Source organism: Lactococcus sp. FSL K6-0773 (assembly GCF_038006485.1).
Lineage (GTDB): Bacteria > Bacillota > Bacilli > Lactobacillales > Streptococcaceae > Lactococcus > Lactococcus lactis.
In genome coordinates this window covers 368,518-384,692 of record NZ_JBBOVF010000001.1, presented here as the reverse complement: position 1 = coordinate 384,692, position 16,175 = coordinate 368,518, and the positions used below count along the sequence as shown (strand labels likewise).

18 protein-coding genes and 2 pseudogenes are annotated in these 16,175 nt (G+C 34.5%); 4 read left to right on the top strand and 16 right to left on the bottom strand.

What is annotated here, in order from left to right; translation table 11 throughout:
* Positions 1 to 44: 44 nt before the first annotated feature.
* The 15 genes and pseudogenes from licT to MHB61_RS01850 form a co-directional block, all read right to left on the bottom strand.
* Positions 45 to 883, bottom strand: a pseudogene (gene licT, locus MHB61_RS01920) (BglG family transcription antiterminator LicT).
* Positions 884 to 1,059: 176 nt separating this feature from the next.
* Positions 1,060 to 1,821 carry a tryptophan synthase subunit alpha gene (gene trpA / locus MHB61_RS01915; RefSeq protein WP_003130434.1) on the bottom strand — a complete coding sequence of 254 codons (762 nt, stop codon included), beginning with the start codon at positions 1,819 to 1,821 and terminating at the stop codon, positions 1,060 to 1,062.
* On the bottom strand, positions 1,818 to 3,026 hold the full coding sequence (gene trpB, locus MHB61_RS01910) for a tryptophan synthase subunit beta (protein WP_014570637.1): 1,209 nt from the start codon (positions 3,024 to 3,026) through the stop codon (positions 1,818 to 1,820). The genes trpA and trpB overlap by 4 nt, the downstream gene beginning before the upstream one ends.
* A 26-nt stretch (positions 3,027 to 3,052) precedes the next feature.
* A pseudogene (locus tag MHB61_RS01905) lies at positions 3,053 to 3,619 on the bottom strand (GNAT family N-acetyltransferase).
* Entirely contained in the window at positions 3,612 to 4,667 is a 1,056-nt protein-coding gene (locus MHB61_RS01900; RefSeq protein ID WP_003130430.1) for a phosphoribosylanthranilate isomerase, read from the bottom strand. The pseudogene MHB61_RS01905 and the gene MHB61_RS01900 overlap by 8 nt, the downstream one beginning before the upstream one ends.
* Positions 4,657 to 5,451 (bottom strand): indole-3-glycerol phosphate synthase TrpC, encoded by a 795-nt coding sequence (trpC, locus tag MHB61_RS01895; protein WP_003130429.1) that lies wholly within the window; start codon positions 5,449 to 5,451, stop codon positions 4,657 to 4,659. Before trpC ends, MHB61_RS01900 begins: the two co-directional genes overlap by 11 nt.
* 46 nt (positions 5,452 to 5,497) lie before the next feature.
* Positions 5,498 to 6,505 carry an anthranilate phosphoribosyltransferase gene (gene trpD, locus MHB61_RS01890; protein WP_010905989.1) on the bottom strand — a complete coding sequence of 336 codons (1,008 nt, stop codon included), beginning with the start codon at positions 6,503 to 6,505 and terminating at the stop codon, positions 5,498 to 5,500.
* Positions 6,495 to 7,091: an aminodeoxychorismate/anthranilate synthase component II gene (locus MHB61_RS01885; protein ID WP_010905990.1), complete on the bottom strand. Its 597-nt coding sequence runs from the start codon at positions 7,089 to 7,091 to the stop codon at positions 6,495 to 6,497. The genes trpD and MHB61_RS01885 overlap by 11 nt, the downstream gene beginning before the upstream one ends.
* Before the next feature lie 124 nt (positions 7,092 to 7,215).
* Positions 7,216 to 8,586 carry an anthranilate synthase component I gene (trpE, locus tag MHB61_RS01880; protein WP_003130425.1) on the bottom strand — a complete coding sequence of 457 codons (1,371 nt, stop codon included), beginning with the start codon at positions 8,584 to 8,586 and terminating at the stop codon, positions 7,216 to 7,218.
* A gap of 457 nt (positions 8,587 to 9,043) precedes the next feature.
* On the bottom strand, positions 9,044 to 9,403 hold the full coding sequence (locus tag MHB61_RS01875; protein WP_137016726.1) for a DUF1304 domain-containing protein: 360 nt from the start codon (positions 9,401 to 9,403) through the stop codon (positions 9,044 to 9,046).
* A 14-nt stretch (positions 9,404 to 9,417) separates the two neighbouring features.
* Positions 9,418 to 10,056: a nitroreductase family protein gene (locus tag MHB61_RS01870; RefSeq protein WP_031296407.1), complete on the bottom strand. Its 639-nt coding sequence runs from the start codon at positions 10,054 to 10,056 to the stop codon at positions 9,418 to 9,420.
* An 11-nt stretch (positions 10,057 to 10,067) separates the two neighbouring features.
* On the bottom strand, positions 10,068 to 10,487 hold the full coding sequence (locus MHB61_RS01865; protein WP_137016724.1) for a MarR family winged helix-turn-helix transcriptional regulator: 420 nt from the start codon (positions 10,485 to 10,487) through the stop codon (positions 10,068 to 10,070).
* Positions 10,488 to 10,600: 113 nt separating this feature from the next.
* Entirely contained in the window at positions 10,601 to 11,344 is a 744-nt protein-coding gene (locus MHB61_RS01860) for a methyltransferase domain-containing protein (protein ID WP_003130419.1), read from the bottom strand.
* Positions 11,345 to 11,419: 75 nt separating this feature from the next.
* Complete coding sequence (locus tag MHB61_RS01855; protein WP_003130418.1) at positions 11,420 to 12,100, bottom strand: VIT1/CCC1 transporter family protein; 681 nt, start codon at positions 12,098 to 12,100, stop codon at positions 11,420 to 11,422.
* Entirely contained in the window at positions 12,100 to 12,789 is a 690-nt protein-coding gene (locus tag MHB61_RS01850; protein WP_003130417.1) for a VIT1/CCC1 transporter family protein, read from the bottom strand. Before MHB61_RS01850 ends, MHB61_RS01855 begins: the two co-directional genes overlap by 1 nt.
* Before the next feature lie 125 nt (positions 12,790 to 12,914).
* Here MHB61_RS01850 and MHB61_RS01845 point away from each other — a divergent pair, with 125 nt between their 5' ends.
* The 3 genes from MHB61_RS01845 to MHB61_RS01835 all read left to right on the top strand — a co-directional run bounded on the left by MHB61_RS01845 (position 12,915) and on the right by MHB61_RS01835 (position 14,877).
* Entirely contained in the window at positions 12,915 to 13,301 is a 387-nt protein-coding gene (locus MHB61_RS01845; RefSeq protein ID WP_010905993.1) for a Fur family transcriptional regulator, read from the top strand.
* Between the two features lie 145 nt (positions 13,302 to 13,446).
* On the top strand, positions 13,447 to 13,794 hold the full coding sequence (locus tag MHB61_RS01840) for a YxeA family protein (RefSeq protein WP_003130414.1): 348 nt from the start codon (positions 13,447 to 13,449) through the stop codon (positions 13,792 to 13,794).
* A 195-nt stretch (positions 13,795 to 13,989) separates the two neighbouring features.
* The gene (locus tag MHB61_RS01835; protein WP_003130412.1) at positions 13,990 to 14,877 is read left to right on the top strand and encodes a DMT family transporter; all 888 of its coding nucleotides are present in this window, start codon (positions 13,990 to 13,992) and stop codon (positions 14,875 to 14,877) included.
* A 40-nt stretch (positions 14,878 to 14,917) separates the two neighbouring features.
* Here the strand turns inward: MHB61_RS01835 and MHB61_RS01830 are convergent, their stop codons facing one another.
* Complete coding sequence (locus MHB61_RS01830) at positions 14,918 to 15,352, bottom strand: MerR family transcriptional regulator (protein WP_010905994.1); 435 nt, start codon at positions 15,350 to 15,352, stop codon at positions 14,918 to 14,920.
* Positions 15,353 to 15,428: 76 nt separating this feature from the next.
* On the opposite strand from MHB61_RS01830, the gene MHB61_RS01825 reads away from it, so the two are divergent.
* On the top strand, positions 15,429 to 16,160 hold the full coding sequence (locus MHB61_RS01825) for an SDR family oxidoreductase (protein WP_010905995.1): 732 nt from the start codon (positions 15,429 to 15,431) through the stop codon (positions 16,158 to 16,160).
* The last annotated feature ends 15 nt before the right edge of the window (positions 16,161 to 16,175 follow it).

Sequence of the window (16,175 nt, the reverse complement as noted above, 5' to 3'; positions counted from 1 at the left end):
CCAATTGTTACCATAGTTGATGATGACTAAAGTCATCTTAAAAATTAATCTTGTATTTTTTCTAAAATACGTGCTAGATGAACGGTCATATATATTTGTTCATTTTGAGAAACTTCGTACGAACTTGTCTGTTTAAGAAACTCACTGACTTTTTTGTTCCTATATATGCTCTTGGGTATTTTCTGGTTATTAGAAGGAATAAGTCTTCATCGGTGCTTTCATCACTTTTTGTATTAGAAAATATTCTTTCGGTGAAAAATTTTAGATGAGTAATAAACCTTTGAAAATAAATATCTTGCTCATTAAAGTTTACTTGTAAAGTATACTTTAGAGTTGTTAATATTTCTTCCATTAATTTTGTTAATTCCGTTGCATATTCATGACCACTTCCCAGGGTTCCATTAACAATGTGCATGGCCAGAAAACCTGCTTCATCTTCTGGAAGTGAGATATTAAGTTTTTCTTGAACTTTTTGAAGTGTTTCAAGACAAAGTGCAAATTCTTCTGGAAAAAATCTCTTAATATCCCACAAAAGAAAATTTTTAATAGTTATATTGTCTTTTTCACGAATAATTGCTGCATTTAAATGGTCAGCGAAAGCAACCAAAACGGTATCAGAAATTGTTTTATCAAATTTTGTTTTTGCTTTTGCTAAAGTTAAAATCGAAAGTTCTACGATTCCACTTGGAATTTCCGAAAGTAATTCTGAAAAATTCTGTTGCTCAGAAGTTACTTTCAATGCAAAAATTTTTTCAATTTTTTTGTCTTCAACAACTTCACCTGCTTTTTTCCCAAATCCTAAGCCTAAGCCCATAAGAATGGTTTCTTCATTATCATTTTGAGCAATGACTACATTATTGTTCAGAACTTTTTTGATTTTCACATTCTTCTCCATTTCACAAAAATAGACCTTATCCCCCTATAACTATAGGTTTGATAAGGTCTAGCTTAACTTAATAATCACTATCCAATTTTTTGTAACCGTTTTATTTAATAAAAGTATACCATTTGTAAAGTGGACTGTCAAGGATATATGGTTTTATTAATTTTTCAATTATCTTAAAAATTGATTGCGTTTTCAATAAATTTAATAACTTCGTTTTCTTTACCTTCATGTAAATCACGAACAATTTTTGAACCAACAATAACTCCTGAGGACACTTTATTAAAACGGTCCACATCAGATAATGTAGAAATTCCAAATCCTGTCAAAACAGGAACATCCGTTAATGAAGATAACGCTTTTAAATGTTGGTCAAGCTGGTTACTATAAGCATTTTCTTTCCCAGTTACTCCATTTATTGCAACGGCATAGATAAATCCTTCAGCATCGGCTACAAGTTCTTTTTGCCGAGAAAGTGGCGTGGTTAATGAGACCAGAGGAACTAAACAGATATCTTTATCATTGATAAATGGTTTGATATAGTCCTCATGTTCTTTAGGCAAATCAGGAATGATAAGGCCTTTAACTGGTGTTTTTTCAAGAGCTGCAACAAACTTTTCAATTCCAAACTGATAAACGGGATTGAAATAGGTCATAATTACTAGAGGAACTTTTGTATCAATTGTTTTTAAGGTTTCAAGAATACTTGAAAGTGATACATTTCTTGCTAACGCACGCAAACCTGCTTGTTCGATGACTGGACCATCAGCAACCGGATCTGAAAATGGAACGCCAATTTCAATAGCGGAACTCCCAGCTTGCTCAAGCAGTTGAATGGTTTCTTTAAGACCTTCTAAGCCTTTTTCATGGTCGCCAGCCATGATATAAGGAATAAAATTATTTTTTTTATTGCTTAAAGTCATTTGTAAAGTTTTCATTTTTTCACCTCTTTTTCTGCTTCAAGTCGTTCTTTAACTTGAACCACATCCTTATCTCCACGTCCTGAAAGACAAACAATCATTGATTTATCTGCTCCTAATTCTTTTGCTAATTTGACTGCATAGGCGATAGCATGAGAACTTTCTAGTGCTGGGATAATTCCTTCAGTTCTAGATAAGATTTTAAAACCTTCAAGTGCTTCTTCATCTGTAATATCAACATATTTTGCTCGTCCAACAGCATTGAAATAAGAGTGTTCTGGTCCGATTCCTGGATAGTCTAAACCGGCTGAAATACTAAAGGCTTCTAAGATTTGACCATTTTCATCTTGAAGGACATCCATGAGTGTTCCGTGAAGAACACCGGGGCGGCCTTTAGTAATTGTTGCCGCATGATGTGGTGTATCAATCCCAAGGCCAGCGGCTTCAACACCATACATGGCAACTGATTCATCATTAACGAAGGGATAAAAAAGTCCCATAGAATTTGAACCTCCACCGACACAAGCTACTAAAGCATCTGGAAGTTTATTTTCTTTTTCTAAAAATTGGGCACGCGCTTCCTGTCCAATAACAGCTTGATAATCACGCACAATTTGTGGAAATGGATGTGGTCCAAGAACTGAGCCCATTACATAATGCGTATCTTCAACTTGAGCAACCCATGCTCTAAGTGCTGCATTAACCGCATCTTTAAGTACGCGTGAACCATCAGTTACTGAATGAACTTTTGCCCCGAGTAATTCCATGCGAAAGACATTGAGAGATTGTCTTTTAACGTCTTCTTCACCCATATAAATCGTACATTCCATGCCAAAGAGGGCAGCCGCGGTTGCGCTTGCGACACCGTGTTGGCCTGCACCTGTTTCAGCAATGACTTTATTTTTTCCCATTTTTTTGGCAAGGAGGACTTGTCCGAGGGCATTGTTAATTTTGTGTGCTCCTGTATGGTTTAGGTCTTCTCTTTTAAGATAAATTTTTGCTCCGCCCGCATATTCTGTTAAGCGTTTTGCATAATAGAGTGGGTTTTCTCGTCCAACATAGTCTTTAAGTAATTCTTTAAGTTCTGCTTGAAAGAGAGGGTCTTTTTTACTATCTACGTAGGCTTCTTCTAATTGTTTTACTGCTGTCATTAGTGTCTCAGGTACGAATTGGCCCCCGAATTGGCCGTAAAATCCTTTGTTGTTAGGTTGGTTGTAGGTCATGTTGTTGCTCCTTTGATTTTTTTTATTTATTTTTTTAGTTCTTCTCTTAAAATTCCATATTTTATTGAATCATACCAAGTTTCTTGCCAATATCTAACTTTTCTGATTTGCCCTTCAAGTTTTAGACCTCTTTTTTCTCCTAGTCTCATCATTCCTTGATTTCCTGACCAAGTTGTAAATCCTATGTGCTGAATCTTCGGATAAGTTTCAAAAAGGTGCTTCAACCAAAAAGATAAGGCATCCTGTCCAATTCCACGTCCCCACAATTTACTATCATAAATCACTATACCAAACTCAAGCCATTTTTGTAATTTACCGTCTTCCCAATAAGCTGACAGCATTCCAATGATTCGATTTTGAAAGATAATAAGTGCAACATTTGGTTAATTTATTTTAAGAGATATTTTTCTTGAAAATTCTTCCCAACTCAGGATTGGCTCCTCAAAATAGGGAGCGTTGAAAGACATCCAATGTAAATCAGCTTTAGGTCCATAACTAATTTGCCAAAGCTCTAATATATCTTCTTTTTGAATTGACTTAATAATGAGACCATTTCGAATCTCTACACCCTCTTCAATAAGATTATCATTCATTGTCATTCCTCTTCTGTTCCTTTATTAACTCATCGAAAATAAAGGAATCTTTTTGCTTCCCTCCTCGCCACTCATCTCGTTTTGCTGCCTCATAGATTTTAAGGGATTGTTCAACATTTGGAAGATGATATTTTTCGCCATTTTCCATTCTTTCTTGTTGAATGGTCAAATAGTCAACCCCGGCATAGTTTTTAAGGGTCTCCACACTTGCAAAGCCAACATGAATACTAGCTTTTTCAAATTTATGCTCATGTAAGTCAATAAGCTGATAACCTAATTTTTCCATTAAACTTGTTAATTGCTCAAAATTTTCAAAATCAGACGTTTTGAGTTGAATATCAATGTCATCAGGATTTGTTGGAAAATTGATTATTTGCTCAACTGCTAAACTTCCCATTAAATAAGGGATAATCTTATTTTCATTTAGCTTTTTTGTGATTCTTAAAAATTCTATAAATAATTGCTTTGATGAGGCAAGGCTTGCATTTTGAACAAAGTTTTTTATTTTTGTAAGGTTTTTAATTCCGTCAGTTTCTACTCCAGAAGAAACATCCACACCGTAGGCATTTGGAAAATGTTGAATAGCAGCTGCTACATTTTCTGGATTAAGTCCACCAGCGATGAAAAATTTATTTTTCAGACCGCTGGTCACCAAAGAGTCCCAATCAAATGCTTGACCACTTCCAGCTTGTGGACTATCAAATAATAAAATTACATCTTCGTATTCTTTAAATTCTTGGTCTGGTCTTATTGCTTTAATAACCGAAATATCTAGTTGATTAATGTAATTCATATCTTCATTTCCGTGAAGCTGAACCAGATCGAGTTGAGCAACTTGAATGGCTTTTTTTACAAAATCAATAGGTTCATCAACAAAAACTCCTACTTTTTTGACTGTTTTTGGGACATCGTTTGTGATTTGAAGAATTTTTTCTGGTGCAACTTGGCGTTTTGAGGGACTAAGAATAAAACCGAGATGTGTGACACCAGATTCTACAGCTGTATCAACAGCTTCTTTTGTAGATAAGCCACAGATTTTAATTTTCATTCGTTTTCCTCTTGACTTTTAAATCTTTCAAAGATTTTTCTAGATTTTCTGATTGCATGAGTGCTGTTCCAACCAATATTCCATTGAAAGTATCGGAAACTTTTTGGGCTTCGTTTGCGCTAAAAATGCCTGATTCGGAAATGTAGATACTGTCTTCTTTAAAGTAGGGTGTCAAATCTACTGAATTTTGTAAGCTCACTTCAAAGGTTTTTAAATTACGATTATTAACTCCAATAATTTTAGCTCCAAGCTGATGAGCAATCTCAAGTTCTGCTTTATTATGTGTTTCAACAAGAACTTCAAGTCCTAGTGAAAGTGCGTAGTTGTAGAGGTTTTGGAGTTTGGGGTATTGATTTTCAAAAACTGCGACAATGAGTAAAATAACTGTTGCTCCCGCATTAACTGCCCGATTGATTTGTTTTTTATCGATGATAAAATCCTTGTTCAAGGTGGGGATTTGGACATTTTCTGAAATTTCACAGAGATATTCAATATTTCCTTTAAAAAATACAGGGTCAGTTAAGACGGAAATCATAGCGGCACCGGCTTGTTCGTAATTTTTGGCTTGGTCAACGATATCCACTTCTAAGTTAATATCACCTAGACTGGGCGAAGCTTTTTTGACTTCGGCAATCACTTGAAGCTGGTCGGAATGTTCTTTTAAGTAATCATAAAAATTGTATGTTTGACGAACTTTTCCTACTTGTTCTTCTGGCATTTTAGCAATTTCAAGTCGTTTTTCTGCTAGGATTGTTTCTAGAAATTTTCCTTTTTTTATGTTCATATTTTTCTCTCATTTTCTGCTATTTCAAAATTTGCCATCAAGATTTTTAACCAATTTGTTCTGCTTGTAATTCATGCAACTTGGTAAGAGCTGCTCCTGTACTAATTACTTCTCTTGCAAGGTCAACTCCGGATTTGATGGAATCAACTTTTCCATTGGCATAAAATCCAAGTCCGGCATTTAAAACGGTCGTTTCTAAAAAGGCTGACGGTTGATTTTCAAGGACATTTTTTAAAATTTCAGCATTTTCTGGGGCTTCACCTCCACGAATATCATTGAGTTGAACTTCTGAAATACCAACTTCTGAGGCTCTAAATTCATGCAAAGTCACTTTGTCATTTTCTAAAAGTGCGTAATGATTAAGTCCAAAGGGAGTTGCTTCGTCCATTCCGCCTTCACCTGTGATGACTAATGCTCGCTTACGGCCCAAGCCTTTCAAAACATTTGCTGTTAATTCAAGTAAATCTGGACGTGAGGTACCAAGAAGTTGCGTATCAAGTGGAATTGGATTGATTAGTGGCCCAGTCAAGTTCATAATTGTTGGAATTTCGAGTTGTCTGCGGACTGGCGTGAAGTATTTCATCGCTGGGTGGAGATTTTGAGCAAAAAGGAAAACTAAACCAACTTTGTCAAAAACTTGAGCTAACTTTTCTGCTGGTAAATAAAGATTGATTCCTAAGGCCTCAAGAACGTCTGCCGAGCCAGATTTACTGGTAATGGAGCGATTTCCGTGTTTTGCCATATTGACTCCACCAGCTGCTAAAACAAAAGCGGCTGTGGTTGAAATATTAAAACTGAATGAGCGGTCGCCTCCTGTTCCACAATTGTCCATCGCATTTGTCAAATTTGTTGGAATGGGAATCGCTGCTTTTTGTAAAGCTCGAGCCAAACCAGTCAATTCGCTTGCTGCTTCACCTTTCATTTTTAATGCTACTAAAAAGCTGGCAATTTGGACCTCGCTTAATTCACCTTGGATAATTGAATTAGCAAGCATATTCATTTCATTTTCGGTCATGTCACGACCTGACATCACTTTTTCAAGTTCATTTTTCATTTGATGACTCCTTGTTTTCATTTACTTGGTTGACAAAATTTTCAATCATGGTCATACCATCCAATGTGCCAATGGATTCGGGGTGAAATTGTAATCCATAAATCTGTTCTTTTTCATTTTCAATAGCCATAATTTCACCATCATCTGTCGCGACTGCTGTGATTGCAAAATCTGGTAAAGCGACTGCCTCATCCATGACAATTGAATGATAGCGCATAACTAGAAATTTTGAGGGAAGATGATTGAAAATTAAATTTCCTGAGGTCTGACGGACTTGTGAATTCTTGCCATGCATGACTTGATGTGCCAATCGAAGTTTGCCACCAAAAACTTCAACGATAGCTTGAAAACCTAGACATATTCCTAAAATTGGTTTTTGACCTGCAAATTGCTGAATAAGTGTTTCCATTTTTCCAGCATCCGCAGGCCAACCAGGGCCTGGTGAGAATATTAAGGCATCTGCTTTTTCTGCCATATTTCCCAAAGAATCATCGTCATTTTTCACAACTGCTACATCAGTCAAAACACCTACATACTGCACTAAGTTGTAAGTGAAACTATCGTAATTATCTATTATTAAAATCAATTTTGTCTCCTATTTTTTAACGACAAGGCCTGTCAGTAATTTTTTATTTTCTGTCAGTAAAAAATTACTGACAAAATTATCTGATGATGTTAAATTTTTTATCTCTACATCTTTTTGGGTCTATTTATTGACCAACTTTCAATAAGCCTTGGGCTTTGTTTAAGGTTTCTTGATATTCATGTTCGGGTACTGAATCGTAAACAATTCCGGCTCCTGCTTGAACATGTGCTTTCTTGTCTTTCAAGACCATTGTCCGAATGGCAATTGCAAAATCGCAATTTCCATTTTTCGTTAGATAACCGATAGCTCCACCATAAATTCCTCGTTTTTGCGTTTCAAATTCATAAATTCTTTGGTAGGCTCGATGCTTCGGTGCTCCTGATAGCGTCCCCGCTGGCAATGTGGCGCGTAAGGCATCCATAGCTGTAAATTCAGGACGAAGCTCGCCGGTCACTTCACTTGTAATATGCATGACGTAGCGATATTTCTCAACTTTCATGAAAACAGGAACTTCGATTGAACCATATTTGGAAATTTTACCAATATCATTTCGTCCTAAATCAACAAGCATTTTGTGTTCAGCGACTTCTTTGGGATCACTTTCTAAATCTTCAATAAGAGCTTGGTCTTCAAATTCAGTTTGCCCGCGTTTTCTTGTTCCGGCAATTGGATTGGTTGAAACTTGATTTCCATGAACTGCAACCAAACGCTCTGGTGAGCTGCCAATGACATGAAAATTATCGAATTCCATAAAGTACATATACGATGACGGATTTTCAACCCGAAGCTTTCTGTAATAATTAAAAGGGTTGTCAGTAAAATCGGCTGTTAAACGTTGTGATAAAACAACTTGGAACATGTCACCATTTCTGATAAGTTCCTTTGCTTTAGCAACTTTTTCTTCAAAAAGTTCTTGAGACATATTGCTGACGAAATTCAGTTTACTTAATTCTGTCAGTTCATTTTCTGCTTCTGTCAGTAAAGATAATGACTCAATATTTGCTGACAGCGCGTTTTGTAACTCTTTTTCTGAACGCTGACTGTAAGTATTGTCTTCAATAAAAATCAGTTTTTCTCGTTTGTGGTCAAAAATTAGAGCTGATTCGTATAACATAAAATACATATCTGGTGTTCCAATCGAATCTTTCAGTTCAGGTTGAATGCCTTCAAAAATACCATAGGTATCAAATCCAGCATATCCAATCGCTCCACTTGTAAAAGGCAAGTCTAAATTTTCGTCAGTACTTTCTGGCTGACAAACTAATTTTTCCAGAAATTCCATTGGATTTTCATCGCTAATGATTTCGTCATTTACGCTTAAAATTCCGTCAGTAAATTTGATGTGCTTCACAGGATTCAACGCAATAATTGAAAAACGTGATTGGTCATTTTCTCTGGGAATGGATTCTAAAATCACTTTATTTTTCCCTTTCAGGCGAAGATAAACCGAAATCGGGGTCATGGTGTCTGCTGAAATTTCTTTAATTTTTCTCATGTTTTCTCTCTATCTATAGGTTTGAGGTAGTCTTTTCCATTGATACTGATTAGTTAAAATTTAAGCTTCGCCATCGTTGGTTCATTTTAGAAATCCTTTCAAAAAAATACAAAAAAGCCCGTAGAGTATCAAATACTCTACGGGCGTATGTCACGCGGTGCCACCGTAATTTAAGAGTCCCTAAAAGTATTAAAAAAATACTAGAAAAACTCTTCTTTTCCTCGTCTAACAACAAGTCGCTTGGTATCGGGAGCATCCGTGATTTTTATTGTTTCAAATCAAATTGCGAAAAACAAATCGTTCTCGACTTTCAAATCAGCCCATTCGCTCTGATGAATTTATCTGCTCGCACAACCGCAGACTTCCTGAAAAAATTCTGATATAGAGTTACTTTTCTGATGTTGAAAATAATTGTAAAACTTTTTATGAGACTTGTCAAGGATTTAAAAATATTTTTTTAAAAAAATGAAGAAATTAGAGCTAAAATGGCTAAACCACCTTGGGTGAGAATGATCTTTTTATCACTTGTCAAAGAGCCATACAAAGCCACTAAAATAATATAAATAAGTAGTAATCTAACAATTTCAAGTTGTGCTGACGAAAAGAATATTGCATAAATTAATCCTAAACCAATCAAACCGTTATAAATCCCTTGATTTTTAAAAAGCGTTTGAACTGAAGAACGTTCTAGCTCCTCTTTTCCCATATTAAACACACGACTGGTTGTTTTTGAGCTTGTAGCAAAGGTCTCTAAATACATAATGTAGAAAAATTCCAAAGCAACCAAAAGCGACAGAATAATTGTTAAAATGGTCAAATTACTTCTCCTTTTTATTTAAAAGTAGTGATTTTATCAGCATTCATGCGGACAGATTCATAACCTTCTTCAACGGCTTTACCAATTGACAAAATCATAACTGGGACAAAACGTTCTTTGTCTAAATCGAAAGCTTCTGCTAATTGATCTTTTTCAAAACCACCAATTGGATTTGTTTCATAACCATGAGCTCTTGCCACCAACATCAATTGCATTGCTGCCAAACTTGAGTCAATTTTGACAACATCATTCATTTCTTGTTTAGAAAAACTCTTGTAATAAGGAATAATTGCTCCAATTTGTTGATCTCTGGCTTCCTGAGGCATTTTTCCTTCAGCAACTGCTTGGTCATAGATTTCTTCACCTAATTCATAATTAAGCATGTCACCAAAAATTAAAATCATTGCTGATGAAGTATCATTTTGACGTGTGTTAAAGCGAATTAAAGGTTTTAATTTTGCTTTTGATTCTTCGGTTTCAGCAATGATAAAACGCCAAGGTTGCATATTTACTGATGAAGGTGCAGCTGTTGCTTCTTGAATCATTTCAAGCATTTCTTCGTGAGAAATTTTGTAGTTTTCATCATAAAGTCTGACAGATTTTCTACCAAAAGTAATATCTGAGAAATCGTTATTTTTAAAGTTCTTATTCATTTTTTCTTCTTTCATTGTGTTAATTTTGTGAGTAGTTCTAAAAGTTGTTCTTCTTCTAAATCACTGAGCCCAATATTTAATATTTGTTGACTTTCATCTAGAGAATCATCATGTCTTTTTGCACAAAGTGCTAAATCATTTTTAGCTTTATCGGTAATTTCGACAAATACTTCTCGATTATTTTCTTTATTGCGCTCTCTTTTGACAAGATTTTTTTCTTCAAGTAATTTTAAATGTCTTGTTACAGCAGCACTATCAATTTTTAATTCATTTTGTAATTGACTTTGAGAGCAACGACCTTTACATTTTAAAATCATCATCAGTTGATAACGAGTAATACTATAACCCGTTGACTTCTCAAATTTTGCCGTCATTTCTTGATTTACAATTTTGAGCTGATAGAGTAACTGGCTGACTTTTTCAAGCTTCATAATTTATTTCTCCTTTCTTAATTGATTTGTCAATCATTGATTAGTCAATTATAGTATTAAAATAAATAAATTACAACTAAAAGAATTGAGAAATAAAAAAACTAGGATTCAACCTAGCATTTTTCCCAATATAATAACTCAAATATCACTAATCTTTCCATTTCTCGAATTTCTGTTTCACTAAAAAATAATTGCGTCAAAGCCGCTAATTCTGCATTTGAAAGCTCATCAGAGAAATAATCAGAGAAAAACTGTGAACTTACTTTTTCTGATAAAAAGAATCTAAATTTCTTACTTTTAAATTCCCAGCCTAATTCCTCTAACCATACCTTATAAAGCAACATCTGCGCTTCTTTATTCTGTTCTTGATTAGGCAAATACAATTGTTCGACCTGACTAAAGAGATTATCCTCATCAAAAATCAAACGTAAAATTCCAACATTTCCATTGGCAATCCGATTTAATTCTACTAAGGCTTCTTTTGACTCCAATGCAGGATTCATAGCTGAAAACACAAAATCATAAGTATTTTCTTTTGTATTCTTTAAAAATTTATTTTGTTCTTGATGCGTAAAAGTGATTTTATTTGAATCAGCTGACTTATTCTTGGCAAATTCTAACATTTTTGCTGACAGATCAACAAGATGATAGCTGTCAGTAAAATTTGAAAAGTGTGGAATATATTTACCTGTCCCACCAGCTAAATCTAAAAATTGACTTGTTGGTAAAAGTTTTTCAGCCAACAAAAATTCCTTTAATTGCTGACCAATATCAACCAAGCTTTCATTTTGAATTTCTTCATATTCTTGAGAAAACTCATCCCAATATTGTTCTAATTCTTTAGTATTATCATCCATTTGTCAGCCTCTTTCTCAATAATTATCAGTCCTATCTATAATTATAACAAAAGCTTTTAACTAAGCCTAAATTCATTAACCTAAAATCCGACCAATAAAATAATGAATAAAAATTGTTAGTAAACCAATAATAATGTTTCTAAGAATTGCTTTAATTACCAAGCCATCAGAAAGCTTAGCACTAATCATTCCAGTTAAGGCCATTGCAAGCATTGTTGCAAAAATTGTTGCTGGAAATTGCCAAGCACCCTTAACTAAAATCATGGTTAGTAAAGGAAAAAGTCCACCAATCGTAAATGAAATTAATGATGAACCTGCTGCTTGCCAAGGATTCATATAATGTCCTAAAGCAATATCATATTTTACTGACAGAACAGTTTCCAAAGGTTTTCGAGCAAGTAATTCATTAGCAATTTCTGCTGAAGTTTCCGGACTGATTCCTTTTTCAATATAAAAATCTTTCACTGCTGCTTTTTGATTTTTAAAATCTTTTTTCAATAATATTTTTTCTTCTTGAACCACAACTTTCTCACTATCAGATTGAGAACTGACACTTGCATACTCACCAGAAGCCATTGAAAAAGCACCAGAAATTAAATTTGCCAAACTAGCAATCAGTAAAGCAAAGCTACTTCCAGAAGCTGCGGAAACCGAAAAGAGCACACCAACAACTGTAAGAATTCCATCATTTGAACCCAAGACTCCCGCACGGACACTATTTAATTTTTCATCTATTGTCATTGTTTGTTTTTTCATCACAAACCTCCTTGTTTAAAGAGCAAACCCACTACATAAGTAACAAGCATCGTTAGAATCCCAGCAATAATATTTCTAAAAGTTGCATGTTTTTTATCAGCACCATTTAAATAAGCGGCGGCATAACCTGTAAATCCTAGAGCGATTAGTACGGAAATAAATGTTGCCAAAGCACTCCAACTTTTAGGAATTAAAGAAATGGCTAGCATAGGCAAAAGCGCTCCAGTTGGAAATGAGAGCATTGAGGCAATTGCCGCTCCTTTAGCACTCAATTCTTGTCCAATTGTAAAACCGTGTCTTTCACGAACCGTTGTTGCTAAAGCATCCTTTTTCATCATCTCATCCGTTGCTTTATGAGCTAGTTCATTAGAAATCCCATCTGCTCTATATTTTTGATAAACAAAATCAAATTCATTTTGATAATTAGTAGCAAGTGCTACTTTTTGTTCTTGGATAATTTTTTCCTGAGCATCACGTTGCGAACTGACCGAAACATATTCTCCCATTGCCATACTGACTGTACCTGCTAAAGTTCCGGCAAAACCTGCCAGCAAAATTGTCCCAATATGAGAGGTTGCGCCAGAGACACCAATGACAATCCCTGCAATCGAAATAATCCCGTCATTTGCTCCCATAATACTTGCCCTGACAATATTATTTCTTTGAATTAAGTTATTTTTTTCTTTCATTATCTCACCCTTTTAGAATCATTCTAAACTAGATTTTAGAATGATTCTAAACAAATGTCAAGTCATTGAAATGATTTTCTGTTGATGATATAATAAAATAAATAATAAAGATAGGAGTGCTGATTTTGGAACAAGACTTAAAAGAACTATTACAATCTCATGGTTTAAAAGCTACACCACAGCGTCTCATTGTCTTAGAATACCTGATAAAACATCAAACTCACCCAACGGCAGAGCAAATTCACGAAGATTTGGAAAATATTAGCTTAGCAACGGTCTATAATACCCTTGATAAATTGGTTGATAGTGAGTTAGTGATTGCTATAAATGACGGTAGTAAAAGAAGATATGACTACTACGGAGAGCCTCATTATCATGTTGTCAATAAAACGACAGGTGAGATTATGAATGTAGATAATTTTGATTTTCGTCCCCTAATGGAGGCCGCTCGAAAAGCTAGTGGTCTTAATATTACTGGTTACAAAGTTGAAATTTATGGAGTTGAAGATTAAATTTATCAAAAATGCTAATGATAATCATTAGTGTTTTTTTGTTCTATTTTATTAATTAAGTAATTTTAATCTTACAATATAGTAAGTTTATTTTTGAAAAATACTGATAAAATAGATTTGTTTAACAGGAAAGGAATAGAATTTTATGAAAAAAATATTAATTGGACTTGTGGCCTTAGTTTTTATTATTGGAGGTTCCGCTTTCGCTTGGTACAAGATAAATTATGGAGGGACAAATTATTATGTCCAAATCCATAATGACGGAAAAAAACTTGAGGAAAAAACACAAAGCGGTTCTGTTTGGCATGGCTATGGTTATAAAGAAAAAGCCTACAACAATGCAGGACAAGAAAAAACACTAGACTTTACTGCCACGCATAACTTACGCCATGAAGCCTATTTGAAATTAACTTATAATAAGCAAAAAGGAGTGACAAACTGGGAAGAAGTTAAAAAAACTGCAATCCCCAAAAAGGCTCTAGATAAATTATAAAAATTCCGTTCCTAAGCCAATTAGGAACTTTTTTCATTTAAAAGGATTAATGACTCGAGACTATTCAAACTTTCGGTAAATCTTTGATAAACATAAATCATCTATGTTAAACTATTAATAATACAAAGTATATAAAGTACTTAGAAATCGAGGATAAAATGACAAAAATAAAAAGTATCAAGTGTTGGTCTAATCATGACTAAATTTAAAGGAATTATTTACGCTTCTTTGGGTGCCGCCTTTTTTGGGATTAGTAGCATTATTGCTGGACTCCTCTTTAACCGCTGTTCTATTGAGCCAGGTTGGCTAGTTACCACGCGCATGCTCTTTTCAGGCTTGTTGTTACTTGCTTGGTTAGCAATTACTAAGCACAACATCTTTAGTGTCTGGTCTTCTGTAAAATCAAGTCTAAGAATTGTAGCTTTTGGGATCTTCGGAGTACTTTTTGCACAATCTTCTTTTCTATTATCTGTTTATTACGGAAATGCAGCTATTGCGACTATTTTACAATCCCTAGGTCCCTCCATCATTATTATTATTTTAGCTATCAAAAGTAAAGCAATTCCACGTCGTCTTGATATTATTGCCATTTTTCTTTCTTTAATTGGTGTTTTTCTGCTTGTGACTAATGGAAATATTGGAGAACTTAGTTTTTCAGCTTCTGCTCTTGTTTGGGGGCTTTTATCCGCCCTTGGTGTTTGTGCTTACACTCTTATTCCATGTCCACTTATCAAAGAACATCCTCCTTTAAGCCTTGTTGCTTGGGCCTTATTAATTGGTGGTGTCATTTCTAATTTCTTACATCCAGTCACAAATTTACCTAAAAATTTTGATCAGACTGATTTACTTTTGGTCAGCCTCATCGTTGTTGTTGGAACGCTCTTAGCTTACTCTCTTTATATCAATAGTCTAAAATATACAGAACCTCATATTGTTGGTATGCTTGGAATGCTTGAACCTGTCACCGCTATTTTAATTTCCACTTTATTCCTAGGCGTTTCATTTTTAGGATTCCAACAGTTAGGTATTTTTGTCGTCTTTCTGTCGCTATTTCTCATAAATTTTCCAGCTAAGAAAAAATAAAAAAACAAAACGTAAAAAATACGTTTTGTTTTTTTTAATATTATTTGAAAATATCTCTTATCTCTGGTTTAACTTGTGTTGTTCCTGGAATAAAGTGGATACTTTCAGTACCTGCTTCTGCTGCTGTTTGATAGTACCAAATTTTCCATCTTAAAAAGGCCAAATTCATTTCTAAAACTTTAATTTTTTCTTCTAATTGCTCTTCGTGTGTTTTCATAAAATCTAAACGTTCATCAAGTGTTGAGTCGCCCTCCATACACCAATCAATAAATTGAGCAATATCTTTTATGGGTATGCCTGATTTTTTTAAACAATCAATGACTTCAATATAGCCGAGATCGTCATCTGTAAATTCTCTTCGACCAGCTTTATTTCTTTTAGCAAAAGGGAGCAAACCTTCCTTATCATAATAACGTACAGCATCGTTAGAAACGTTTAATTTACGTGAAATATCGCCAATTGTATATTTTGTCATTCTTTCTCCTTGACATGGAGTTAACTCCATGTTGTATAATCAGTATATCAAAAAAATACTCTTAAGGAGAAATAAAATGTCTAAACCACTTATTGTTATAACAGGAGCAAGTTCAGGATTTGGTGCTGAAATTGCAAAATTATTTAATGCTGATGGATTCCCAATGTTGCTTTTAGGTCGTCGTACAGATAAAATCAAAGCCTTGCCCCTTGATTTTACGAATGTCCTTGTGGAATCTGTAGATGTCACAGATAAAAAAACTTTTGAAAATGCAATTTCCAAAGCTGAAGAAAAATATGGCAAAACTGATCTTCTAGTCAATAATGCAGGTGTCATGTTATTAGGAAATGTTCTTAATCAAAATCCAGCAGAATGGAAACAAATGATGGATACTAATGTTTTGGGTGTCCTTAATGGAATGCAAATTGTTCTTCCACAAATGGTTGAACGCCAAGGAGGAACAGTAATTAACATGTCTTCTCTTGCTGGTAAAAAAACTTTTACCAATCACGCCGCTTATGTCGCTTCAAAATTTGGTGTCCATGGTTTAAGTGAAACTATCAGAGAGGAAGTTTCTGGTAAAAATGTTCGAATTTCACTTGTTGCACCTGGTGCTGCCGAAACAGAATTATTGACACATGTTACTGACGAAAGTGCCCTAAATGATTATAATCTTTGGAAAGAATCAATGGGTGGTACAACACTTGCTCCTGAAAGAGTGGCGCAAACCGTGAAATTCATTTATGATATGCCTCAAACGGTCAACATCAGAGAAATTGATATTGCTGCAACCAATCAAAATGCTTAATGTTTAATATTTTAG